Origin of the sequence: Corynebacterium mendelii, assembly GCF_017307055.1 — a bacterium.
GTDB classification, from domain to species: Bacteria; Actinomycetota; Actinomycetes; order Mycobacteriales; family Mycobacteriaceae; genus Corynebacterium; species Corynebacterium mendelii.
In genome coordinates this window covers 85,942-97,259 of sequence record NZ_JAFLEQ010000017.1, presented here as the reverse complement: position 1 = coordinate 97,259, position 11,318 = coordinate 85,942, and the positions used below count along the sequence as shown (strand labels likewise).

Genomic DNA, 11,318 nt, shown 5'->3' with positions numbered 1-11,318 from the left:
GCGTTAACGGGCGTTGCCGGGGTGGTGTTGACTGCAGGGCTGCCGCGCCGGTGAATACGCCCGGTGCTTTTATTTGATGTGAAACCGTGTTGCCTGACGGTGGTGTGGCGGGATTAAAATGGCCACGCCCGCCTGACGGTTCCATCGACGGGTGTTCATTCCCGGCGGTTGTTTCCCCGTCCGGGCGACGACCGCAGATTAGGAAGGTGGCCGGTTAAGCAGTGTCCGGTCAAAAAGACGCGAGCCGCAAACCCCCCGAGGATCTCAAGTGGACCCAGGAGGCGAAAGTCCAGCATGAACTGGGAGTTGAAGCGGAAGCGGTGATCCGTTTGGGCACCATGCTCATGGAGTCCGGGACCGCCGGCTACCGGGTGATGCGCGGCATGAAACGTGCCGCCCGGGCGCTCGGCTTCGACGGCCTGGATCCGATTGTCGGGGTCAATACGATCACCTGCACCTTCCGGGAGGGGGAGCATTTCCGCACCGTGGTGTCGGTGCGGCAGAACCCGGCTGTCAATGCTTCCCGTATCGAGGCGCTGGAAAACCTCACCCACAGACTGCACCACCGCATCAGTGTCGACGACCTCAACGAGGCACTCGACTACATCGATGCCAATGTCAACCAGCGCTGGAGTAGAACCTCGGTGGTGCTGGCCTCGGGTTTCGCCTGTGGGGCGTTCGCGGTGCTCAACCACTACCCGTGGGCTGAAATCCCGGTGGTTGCCATTGCCGCCGCATTCGGTCAGTATGTGCGCACCGTGTTCGGCCGCAGGCATTTCAACCAGCTGGGCACCGTGGCGGTGGCCGGTGCCGCATCGGCGCTGATGTACTACGCGGTGACGATGCTCATTGTCACCCTGAACCTCACCGACCGGGATCCTTCCAGCTTTGCCGCCGGGTATGTGGCCGCCGCCCTGTTCCTCATTCCCGGTTTCCCGCTGTTTTCCTCCCTGCTGGATTTGTCCCGCTTCGACATTGACGCCGGGGTGGCCCGGTTGACGTATGCCCTGTCGGTGATTTTGACCGCCACGATTTCGGTGGGCATGGTCTCTGCCGTGACCGGGTTGAACCCGCTGCCGGCAGCCCCCGGGCCGCCGGATGCCGGCTGGTACATTGCCGCCGCCGGGGCGACATTTGTCGGTGTGGCGGGCTTTTCGGTGCTGTTCAATTCCTCCCGCAGGATGGTGTTGACCGCGGCCTGTGTTGCCGTGGTCGGCAATATGGTGCGCCTGGTGATGGTGGGGCATGATGTTTCCGTCCAGTACGGCGGTTTCGTCGCCGGCCTGATTATCGGCCTGATTGCCGCGGTGGTGGCCAACACCGCCCGCATCCCGCGGATTACGGTCACAGTCCCGGCCTCAGTGATCATGATTCCCGGGGTGGCGATGTACCGCTCGATGTACTACCTCAACACCCGCAATATGGATCAGGCCATCGGCAATGCGGCAACAGCCTGCCTGGTGGTGGTGTTCATTGCCGCGGGTCTGGCCGCCGCCCGCATGCTCACCGACCGGAACTGGACCTTCGGCCGGGTGATTGACTTTTCCAAACCGCTCGACCCGGTCGATGATCTGCCGCAGCCGACGGTGGTGAAAACCGCGGCCAAAAAGATCGGGGAGGTCGCCAAACCGACGAACCTGCTCACCCGGCTGCCGCACACCGACACCACGACCCTGCGCGGCAGGCTGCTCCGCGACAAAGACCACGGCCGTTTTCCCGCCGAGCCGACAGATCCCGGTGCCTTGCCGCGCCGCGACCGCGGCGGAGAAGTGTTTCCCGACTAGCGGTGGCACCCGCCACCACAGCCGGTTGTGTGCTACTGCTGCGGCAGCCGGTAGCGTCCGCCACCGGTGTGTTCGGCCAGCCCGTCGCTGATGAGACTGTCCAGGCACCGCCGGAGCTGGATGCCATCCGGCCACAGGCGCGATATCTCTTCGTCGGTGATGCTGGCGGTACCCCCGCGCAGCGCCGCCATGATTTTTCCGCGCACCTGCCGGTCGGTGCCGGTGAATTTCTGCACCCGTTTTTTCGCCGCCACAAGCTCGCCCGCATCCGGTTCCGGTTGACCGGCCGCAACCCAGGCGCATACTGCGGCAACCGGGCAGCTGCCGCACTGCGGCGCGGCAGCGGTACACACCAGGGCCCCCAGTTCCATCAAAGCCACAGACACCACCGGTCCGGTATCCGGATCATCGGGCAGTAGGGCCGCGGCATCAGCCAGATCGGATTTTTTCGCGTTGCCGGCCAGCGGCCGGGCTTTGACCAGTCGGGCGATGACCCGCCGGACATTGGTGTCAACCACCGGCACATTGTGCCCGTGGGCGAAACAGGCCACCGCCCGGGCGGTGTAGTCGCCGATACCGGGAAGAGCCAGCAGCTGGTCAAGATCCTCCGGCACCCGGTTGGCGTGGTCGGCGGCTATTGTCTCGGCGGCGCTTTTCAGCCTCAGCGCCCGCCGCGGGTATCCCAGGTTTCCCCACGCGGTAATCACCTCCGCCGGTGTCGCAGCCGCCAGATCGGTGGGAGTGGGCCAGCGGCGCATCCAGTCGCGCCAGGCGGGTTCCACCCGGGCAACCGGTGTCTGCTGGCTCATGACCTCACTGACCAGCACACCCCAGGGGCTGGTGGAAGCGGTGCGCCAGGCAAGCTGCCGCCGGTGCATCCGGTACCAGCGGCACAGCACATCAGCCAGATATGCCGGATCAACCGGTGGGGGTGTGCGGGTGCTGGTGCTGGTGCTGGGGACGGTCATGGTGATGCGGATTGTAGCCGGTTGCGGCCCGCGGGGGATGATAAGCGCCAGATGACACCCGCCGGTGCCGGGGCGGGCAGCGGCAGCCGATGGGTGAGGTGCAGGTCGAAGCAGTCGGGCGGATGGTATTCGACCAGTATCACACCGGGTTTACGCCCCGTCGCCTGAACGGGGGAGTCATAATGGTCCCGGAAGGCACCGCGTGTCCTTTCACGCCCCGGGGCGTGGGGATTGTGTTTACCGTGATGGTGTCCTTCCCAGCCCACCCGCGAAAGAAAGCCCACCGATATGGCCCGGACAATCACCACCGACCGCCCGCAGACCCCCTCCGCCGCCTGGCGGGCGCTGAAAGACGGCAACCGGCGTTTCATGGATTTCAAAACCGAAAGACCCAACCAGGACCGGCGCAGGCGCCTGGAATTGACGTTGGGGCAGTCGCCGATTGCCGCGGTGCTGGCGTGTTCTGATTCCCGCGCCCCGGTGGAGATGATCTTCGACCAGGGGCTGGGGGATTTGTTTGTGGTGCGCACCGCCGGGGAAATCATCGACATGGCGGTGCTGGGTTCTTTGGAATACGCGGTGGAATCACTGCATGTGCCGCTGGTGGTGGTGATGGGCCATGAATCCTGCGGCGCGGTGCAGGCCACCGTGGACGCCATTGACGGCAAAGGCATTCCCAACGGCTACCAGCGCGTCCTGATCGAAAAAGTATCGCCGTCGATTATGGAGGCCCGGGCGGCCGGAACCGGCACGATCGCCGAAATGGAGGAACGCCATGTCGGTGAAACCGTCGACCAGGTGCTGTCCCGGTCGCCGGAAATCAAAGCCCGGGTCACTGCGGGCATGTGCGGCCTGGTGGGGGTGCGCTACCGGCTCAGCGACGGGTTGGCCGACCCGCTGGTGGAGGTCGGTTTCCGGGAATCCGACTGGGAGGAAGCCTTCCCCGACGGGGCGTGAGTGAAAAAACCCGGCCCGCCCCGGCCGGTGCAGAACCGCCGCCGTGGGACACGCCGGGGTGCGCCTATCGCACGTTCGGCTGTGACCCCGCCTTAAAGTAACAGGTTATGGAGTCGCGTCAGAGTCACGGTCGTCCGGATCCCGCCCGCCCCGGCGGGGCCCCCGGCCACCGCCCGCTGCCGAGGAAAATCTACATCCGCCGCCGGGTGGCGGCACTGGTGGTCCTGATCGCCGTGGTCGCGGTGATCATCTGGATCATGACGCTGTTCGGCGGGGCCACAACCGGCGACAGCCAGCAGTCCGGCGCCGTGGAGACCACAACCACCCAGGCCAGCGGCACGGGGGCGTCCACCACTTCCGTAACGCCGTCGGATCAACCCACCCAGGGGGTGACCACCGCGCCGCCGGCCGAAACCGGCGAGCAGACCATGGCGCCGACCACCACTGTGGTGCGGGAAGCCCCGGTGAAAAACACCTGCCAGCTGGACGATCTGGTGGTCACCGCCACCACCGACAAGTCTACCTACAGTCCCGGTGAAATGCCGAAGTTCTATATGACGGTCAGCAATCCGACCACGGCGGACTGTGTCATCGACCTGAACGACAATATTTTGCGCTTCGAGGTCTATGATCTGGCAACCAACCGCCGGGTGTGGGCCGATGTGGACTGCAATTCCTCTGAGGGAACCGGTACCCAGACGTTCCCGGCGGGCAAGGAAACCTACTACGAGGCGGTGTGGTCACGCACCGAATCAGCCCCCGGCGCATGTGAACTCCGCCCGGAAGCCGCCCCCGGTGGTTTCTACCTGCACGCGCTGATCGGCAGCAATCATTCCGACGCGAAAACCTTCAACCTGGCCCCGCCGGCTGATTTGAGCCGCTGATCACTCCCGCCGTGGATGGGGGGACAACCGGGCTGCCGGGTAAAAAACACTGCCCCGCCGACACGGTGCTGTGGGCCGGGGTCCCGGAAAAAACTAGCGTGTGGCGTCGCCGAAAACACCGGCCACAGCCTCTGCCAGGCTGGCGACCCCCCGGACGGTCATGGTGGCCGGAACAGCGGTATCCGACAGGCCGGCCTGCGGCACCAGAGCGCGGGTGAAACCCAGCCGGGCGGCTTCTTTCAGCCGTCGCCCCAGATCAGGGACCCGCCGGATTTCACCGGCCAACCCCAGTTCACCGACAGCCACTGTGCCCGGCGCGATCACCCGGCTGGTCTGGGCTGACACCACAGCCAGGGCGATGGCCAGATCGGCGGCCGGTTCGGTGACTTTCATTCCGCCCACCGTGGCCACATACACATCCTGGTTGGAGGTGCCGGTCACTTTCGCCCGGGCCTGCAGTACAGCCAGAATCATCGGCACCCGGGTGGGGTCCAGGCCGGTGACGGCCCGCCGCGGATTGGTCTGGCGGGGGGATTCGACAACCAGGGCCTGCACTTCGGCCAGCAGGGGGCGCAGCCCGTCGACGGCCACCGTGACCGCCGCCCCGTCGGGGGTGGTGTCCCGGTGGGACAAAAACAGTCCCGACGGGTCGGGGACTTCCCGGATACCGCCGTCGGTCTGTTCGAAACAGCCGACCTCATCGGTGGCGCCGAAACGGTTTTTGATTCCCCGGAGCATCCGCAGCGAGGAGTGTTTGTCGCCCTCGAAACCGAGGACCGCATCCACCAGGTGCTCCAGCACCCGGGGGCCTGCCACAGCGCCGTCTTTGGTGACGTGGCCGACCAGCAGAATCGGGATTCCGGTGGATTTGGCCAAACTGGTCAACCCTGCGGTCACCGCCCGGGATTGGGCGACCCCACCGGCTGTTCCCTCCACCCCCGGGGCGCGCACCGTCTGCACCGAGTCGACGATCACCAGTGACGGTTTGAGTGTGTCGACATGGCCGAAGATGACCTCCAGATCGGATTCGGCGGCCAGATAGCAGGTGTCGGCGATGGTGCCGGTGCGTTCGGCCCGCAGGCGCACCTGGCCGACGGATTCCTCGGCTGTCACATACAACGCGGTTCTGGTCGCCCCACCCCGGGTGGAGGTGGTGGGCTGTTTCGCCCACCGGGAGGCAACCTCCAGCAGCAGGGTGGATTTACCCACCCCGGGTTCCCCGGCCAGCAGCACCACCGAGCCGGGAACAATGCCGCCGCCCAGCACCCGGTCCAGCTCACCGATCCCGGTGGTGGTGCGCACCGCGGCCCCGGGATCGATATCGGTCAACGGCAGTGCCGGACTGGAGGGCGCCAGGGTGGCAATCGCCGGGGCTGTGCCGGGGGAGGCCACAGCCTGCTCACTCATGGTTCCCCACGAGCCGCATTCGGGGCAGCGGCCCAGCCACTTGGGTGTGGAGTAGCCGCACTCGGAACAGCTGTGCATTACCCGGGGTCTTTTCGCCATGGTGATAAACATAGTCCGGGGGTGCGAGACGGCCTTTCCGGATACCTGCGCCACCCCACCGCGCCGTCTGCCGGGCACGGCGGTCACCCACCCGGCCGGTGACTGTCGGCACCCTGTTGAAGACACGACAAAGACCCCGCAGCCTGCGGGGTGCACGGTGGGGGCCACCGTGCCCGGCTGGGGGTCGTTGTGCCATGAGTGCGAGAAAAACTCACCCGACCCTGCCACCGGGTCCGGCCGGTGGGGCAGGGACAATTGTCACGGGGTTTTTACGGCCGCCACGCACCAATCAATCAACCGTGGCGGGACAGCCCCGGGCCTTTAGTGGCCTTCCTTGCTGTCGGCGTGGTCACCTTTGTAGTTGCGGTCGACCTTGCCGGCTTTCAGGACCGGCTCGGCGACAGCGGCAGTAACGGCCACGGTGGTGCCGTCACCGAAGTCGAACTGCACCGGAACACTGCCGCCGACCGGGAAACCGGTGTTTTTCAGATTGGCGGTGGTGTAGTACATGCAGGAGTTCTCCGGCACCTGCAGGTTGTCTTCCTGCATCAGGGTGTCGGCCACCAGCAGACAGTTGCGGGCAAGCTCGGGGGAATCGCCGAGTGTGACTTTCTGGCCGTCCACGGTCACCGACTTCAGGGTGTAGGTCTTCATGTCGGTGTCGTTGTTGATGGCGGTGAATTTCAGGTCAGCCATCGGATCGTCATCACTGACAACAACGGTGACGTCGCGGACGCCGACTTTACCGTTGTCTGTGTCAGCTGAGGCGCCGTTGACGGCGGCAACCTGGTGGGCGGTCTGGGACACCTGGCCGGCGCTGCAGGCACCTAAGGTCAGCGCGGCTGCTACTGCGGTCACCGCGACAGCACCGGGCCGTGCGACGGACTTGAGGGTCATCACTTGTTCGTCCTCCATCTGAAGACTTGGGGTCGGGTGGATCAGCTTCTGGGAAACACCTTAGTATTCGGGTGGGGCCGCTCCCAGTTTCAGACCACTTCACAGGGGTGGTCCGGGGGCATACTTTTGCAAGCGTTATCTGTCGCCCGGGAACCGTGTGGCCAGTTTAACCGACGCTGTGGGGGCTTGTGGCCGCTTTCGGGCACGCGGCAGCGTCCCGAAACGTGATCAATCCCACGTTATCCACCCCGGCGGGGACGGCGGCACCGGGGTGCCGGGCAACGGGATCTCTGCGCCCGGAGCGAACCCGTACAGGGCAGGGGGATGATCCCGGCCGAAAAAACGGGGGCAAGAACATCTGCTGTCTTTTCTGTCTGTCCCGCCGGTTCCGGGATATGGCCCGGGGCGTGCCGGCCGCGGTGGTCCGAAACCCCGGGCCACTTACCGGTCAGCGGCCCGAAATACGCTGGTTGCCGGCATGATAGAATGGCCGACCGTATCCCCGTCCGGTACACGGTTGCCGGGCTGTATGGTGCAGTCGGCTGACGCAGCCGGGAAACAACACCTGTGCACCAGGTAAAAGAAGTCTTGAGTTTTTAACGACAAGCTTGTTGACAAAGCTGGCAGGAGAATCAAACGCATGGAGTTCAAGGTTGGCGACACCGTCGTCTACCCGCACCACGGCGCCGCCGTCATTGAGGGCATGGAAAAAAGGAAAGTCGGTGACGAGGAACTCGACTTTCTCGTCCTGCAAATCCACCAGTCCGATCTGACGGTGAAAGTGCCGGCCAAAAACGCCGAACTCGTCGGTGTGCGTGACGTTGTCGGCGAGGAAGGTTTGCGCCGCGTGTTCGGTGTCCTGCGGGAAACCGATGTCGAGGAAGCAGGCAACTGGTCCCGGCGCTACAAAGCCAACCAGGAGCGGCTGGCCTCGGGGGATGTCAACAAGGTGGCGGAAGTCGTCCGTGACCTGTGGCGCCGCGACCAGGACCGGGGACTGTCCGCCGGTGAAAAACGCATGCTCAACAAAGCCCGTCAGATTCTGGTCGGGGAACTTGCCCTGGCTGAAGCAGTCGACGAAAACACCGCCCGGGAGATACTCGCGGAGCTTGATGCCGTCATTGAGCGCCAGGGTTCGACCGGGCCGGCGGAGAAGAAAACCGCCGCCCCCAACAAAGACATCGACCTGGATGATCTCGACGACGATGACGATGACGACATCGATCTCGACGACATCGACGACGATGACGACGATTAACGCCCGTCCCCGCCGCGCCCACCGGTGCGGCGGTGCCGGTTGCCGGTTGAAAGACCCCGCAGTTTTTTCAACCCGGTTTTTCTTTCTTTTTGTCCACCCAGCCCACGGCCCCGGCCGAGTTTTCACGGAACGGAAGAAACACTCAAGGTGACAACCCCCGCCCCCGTTGACCCGACCCCGGCTGCCCGCCGGAGTGTCACCGGTGTGGTGGCCGCAGCCGGCAAGGGCACCAGACTGGGGGCGACAGTTCCCAAAGCATTTGTTCCGTTGAACGGAAAAACCCTGCTGGAACGGTCGGTGACCGGCATGGTCACCTCCGGGGTGGTCGACGAGATCATTGTCACCGTCTCCGACCAGATGTTCGGCTACGCCGAAAAACTGGCCGCCGGCTGCGGGCTGTTCGAGCTGGATATCCCGGTGCGGCTGGTGGTGGGGGGAGCCGAACGGGCTGATTCGGTTTGGCGCGCCCTGGAGGCCATCGACCACGCCGACGGGGTGGTGCTGATCCATGATGCGGCACGCGCCCTGACCCCTCCGGGGATGATTGCCCGGGTGGCCGGTGCTGTCCTGGAAGGCGCCCCGGCGGTCATCCCGGTGGTGCCGGTGGCCGACACCATCAAAGAAGTCGACGGCCGCACCGTCACCGGGACCCCGGTCAGGGCCAATCTCCGGGCCGTGCAAACCCCGCAGGGCTTTGACCTGGCGGCCCTCCGGCAGGCCAACGCCGACTATTTCGCCTCCGACACACCTTTTGAAGCCACCGATGACGCATCGCTGATGGAATGGCACGGGCACACCGTCACCACCGTCAACGGCGATCCGATGGCGATGAAGGTCACCACCCCCATGGACTTTCTGCTCGCCTGCCAGCTGACCGAGCAGGCCGAAAAAACCGTTTTCGAGGTACCCGGTGACTGATCAACCCAGCAACAGTGCCCTTCTGCCGCGTATCGGCCAGGGTTTCGACGCCCACCAGATTGAGAAGGGAAAACCATGCCACATCGCCTGCCTGGAATTTCCCGGCGATGACGGCTGTGAGGGGCACTCCGACGGCGATGTGGTCGCCCACGCCATTGTCGATGCACTGCTGGCGGCCGCGGGCCTGGGGGATTTGGGATCTTTTTGCGGGGTGGGGCGCAAAGAATACGAGGGTGCTTCCGGTCTCCGTCTTGTCGGCGAATGCGTGGCACTGCTGGCAGACCACGGTTTCGCTGTCGGCAATGTCTCGGTGCAGTTGATCGCCAACACCCCGAAGATGGGTCCGCGCCGGGACCAGGCCGAAAAGATCATCGGCCGGGCACTCAACGCCCCGGTCAATATCGCGGCCACCACCACAGACGGCATGGGCTTTACCGGCGAGGGGACAGGCCGTGCCGCCATCGCCACGGCGCTGGTCTACCGGGGGAACTGACAGCGGGCCGCCCCGCAGCGCCTTCCCTGCCGGGGGACTGTCGGCCGCGCCCGCAGGCTCCGTGGTTGTGGTGCGGCTGCCGTGCATGCGCACGCCCTTCGTACCGGGACAGGGGTGCGGTGGTGCCGCGCCGGGGTGGGGGAGCCGGGGAGGGTGGAAAAACCGCCGCTTTTTACCCGGCGGTGCCCAGTGACGGGCGCCGGGGCTGTTAGATTGGGGATCGTGACTTTGCGCATATACGACACATACAACCGTGAGATCCGTGACTTTTCACCGGTGACCCCCGGCCGGGCAACCGTCTACCTGTGCGGCGCGACCGTGCAGTCGGTGCCGCATATCGGTCATCTTCGCAGCGGTGTCGCCTTCGACATTCTCCGCAACTGGCTGGAGCATGAAGGCTTCGATGTGTGGTTTGTCCGCAATGTCACCGACATCGACGACAAGATCATCACCAAAGCCCGGGACAACGGCCGCCCCTGGTGGGAGTGGGCCGCCACCCACGAGCGGGCCTTCAACTGGGCCTACGACAAGCTCGGCGTGACCCCGCCGTCACTGGAGCCGCATGCCACCGGCCACATCACCGAGATGATCACCTACATGGAAAAGATCATCGACGCCGGCCACGGCTATGCCGCTGACGGCAATGTGTACTGCTCCCCGGCGTCGATCGACGGCTACGGAAAACTGTCGGGGCAGAAACTCGACGAGATGGACCAGGGGGAATCCGCTGGCACCGGTAAACGGGATCCCCGTGATTTCACCATGTGGAAGGCCGCCAAAGAAGGTGAGCCGTCCTGGCCCACCCCGTGGGGTGAGGGCCGCCCCGGCTGGCATCTGGAATGCTCGGCGATGGCGACGAAATACCTGGGCGGCACCTTCGATATTCACGGCGGCGGCCTTGATCTGAAATTTCCGCACCACGAAAACGAGATCGCCCAGGCCCATGCCGCCGGCGATGGTTTCGCCAACTACTGGATGCACAACGGCTGGGTGACCATGGCCGGGGAGAAAATGTCGAAATCCCTGGGCAATGTGCTGGCGGTGGAAAACCTGCTCGGTCTGGTGCGTCCCGTGGAGCTGCGCTACTACCTGGGCAGCGCCCACTACCGGTCGATGCTCGAATACTCCGAAGCCACCCTGCTGGATGCCGCCCAGGCGTTCCGCCGGGTGGAAAGCTTCGTCAAGCATTTCCCCGACCAGGCCCCGACACAGGTCACCGACGTGTTCGCCGCTGCCATGGATGATGACCTGGCGGTGCCGAAAGCCCTGGCCGAAATCCACAACACGGTCCGCCGCGGCAACAGCCTGCTGGCCGGCAACGACACCGCAGCGGCACAGGAAGTGGCCGGTCAAGTCCGCGCCATGATGGCGATCCTCGGGGTGGATCCGCTTGATGGGCATTGGGCGAAAGAGGACACCGGGGTGCCGGTGGCCGCCACCAAAGCCCTTGACACCCTGATTTCCGCGGAGCTTGAGCGCCGTGCCACCGCCCGGGCGGACAAAGACTGGGCCACCGCTGACGCGGTGCGTGACCGCCTGGCCGCTGCCGGCATTGAGGTCACCGACACCGCCGACGGCCCGCAGTGGTCGTTGAAACAGGACCGCTGACAGGCTTTGCGCGGAAGCTGTTTTTCTTCCCCCACCGCCCGGTGC

General features: G+C 65.1%; 9 protein-coding genes and 1 pseudogene. 7 read left to right on the top strand and 3 right to left on the bottom strand.

Features of this window, described 5'->3' with window-relative positions; genetic code table 11:
* Positions 1-299 precede the first annotated feature (299 nt).
* Positions 300-1,556 (top strand): annotated as a pseudogene (locus tag JZY06_RS10770) (threonine/serine ThrE exporter family protein); the annotation flags it as partial.
* Between the two features lie 260 nt (positions 1,557-1,816).
* Here JZY06_RS10770 and JZY06_RS10765 read toward each other — a convergent pair.
* Positions 1,817-2,752, bottom strand: a complete 936-nt coding sequence (locus JZY06_RS10765; RefSeq protein WP_207279561.1) for an A/G-specific adenine glycosylase — start codon at positions 2,750-2,752, stop codon at positions 1,817-1,819.
* 288 nt (positions 2,753-3,040) lie between these two features.
* Here JZY06_RS10765 and JZY06_RS10760 point away from each other — a divergent pair, with 288 nt between their 5' ends.
* Positions 3,041-3,709: a carbonic anhydrase gene (locus tag JZY06_RS10760; protein WP_207279560.1), complete on the top strand. Its 669-nt coding sequence runs from the start codon at positions 3,041-3,043 to the stop codon at positions 3,707-3,709.
* Positions 3,710-3,816: 107 nt separating this feature from the next.
* Positions 3,817-4,593 (top strand): hypothetical protein, encoded by a 777-nt coding sequence (locus JZY06_RS10755; RefSeq protein WP_242516951.1) that lies wholly within the window; start codon positions 3,817-3,819, stop codon positions 4,591-4,593.
* Between the two features lie 93 nt (positions 4,594-4,686).
* Here JZY06_RS10755 and radA read toward each other — a convergent pair whose 3' ends face one another.
* Positions 4,687-6,099, bottom strand: coding sequence for a DNA repair protein RadA (gene radA / locus JZY06_RS10750; RefSeq protein WP_207279559.1), 1,413 nt, complete (start codon positions 6,097-6,099; stop codon positions 4,687-4,689).
* Between the two features lie 321 nt (positions 6,100-6,420).
* Positions 6,421-6,996, bottom strand: a complete 576-nt coding sequence (locus JZY06_RS10745) for a hypothetical protein (RefSeq protein ID WP_207279558.1) — start codon at positions 6,994-6,996, stop codon at positions 6,421-6,423.
* Between the two features lie 640 nt (positions 6,997-7,636).
* Here JZY06_RS10745 and JZY06_RS10740 point away from each other — a divergent pair.
* The 4 genes from JZY06_RS10740 (at position 7,637) to cysS (ending at position 11,273) form a co-directional block, all read left to right on the top strand.
* Positions 7,637-8,254 (top strand): CarD family transcriptional regulator, encoded by a 618-nt coding sequence (locus JZY06_RS10740; protein ID WP_207279557.1) that lies wholly within the window; start codon positions 7,637-7,639, stop codon positions 8,252-8,254.
* 147 nt (positions 8,255-8,401) lie between these two features.
* Positions 8,402-9,172: a 2-C-methyl-D-erythritol 4-phosphate cytidylyltransferase gene (gene ispD / locus JZY06_RS10735; protein ID WP_377769053.1), complete on the top strand. Its 771-nt coding sequence runs from the start codon at positions 8,402-8,404 to the stop codon at positions 9,170-9,172.
* On the top strand, positions 9,165-9,665 hold the full coding sequence (ispF, locus tag JZY06_RS10730) for a 2-C-methyl-D-erythritol 2,4-cyclodiphosphate synthase (RefSeq protein ID WP_330617271.1): 501 nt from the start codon (positions 9,165-9,167) through the stop codon (positions 9,663-9,665). The genes ispD and ispF overlap by 8 nt, the downstream gene beginning before the upstream one ends.
* Before the next feature lie 222 nt (positions 9,666-9,887).
* Positions 9,888-11,273, top strand: coding sequence for a cysteine--tRNA ligase (cysS, locus tag JZY06_RS10725; protein WP_207279556.1), 1,386 nt, complete (start codon positions 9,888-9,890; stop codon positions 11,271-11,273).
* Positions 11,274-11,318 lie beyond the last annotated feature (45 nt).

Bases quoted from the DNA above. Each gene is read 5' to 3' on its own strand.
- JZY06_RS10765 (WP_207279561.1), bottom strand. From the start codon at position 2,752: ATGACCGTCCCCAGCACCAGCACCAGCACCCGCACACCCCCACCGGTT.
- JZY06_RS10760 (WP_207279560.1), top strand. From the start codon at position 3,041: ATGGCCCGGACAATCACCACCGACCGCCCGCAGACCCCCTCCGCCGCC.
- JZY06_RS10755 (WP_242516951.1), top strand. From the start codon at position 3,817: ATGGAGTCGCGTCAGAGTCACGGTCGTCCGGATCCCGCCCGCCCCGGC.
- radA (WP_207279559.1), bottom strand. From the start codon at position 6,099: ATGGCGAAAAGACCCCGGGTAATGCACAGCTGTTCCGAGTGCGGCTAC.
- JZY06_RS10745 (WP_207279558.1), bottom strand. From the start codon at position 6,996: ATGACCCTCAAGTCCGTCGCACGGCCCGGTGCTGTCGCGGTGACCGCA.
- JZY06_RS10740 (WP_207279557.1), top strand. From the start codon at position 7,637: ATGGAGTTCAAGGTTGGCGACACCGTCGTCTACCCGCACCACGGCGCC.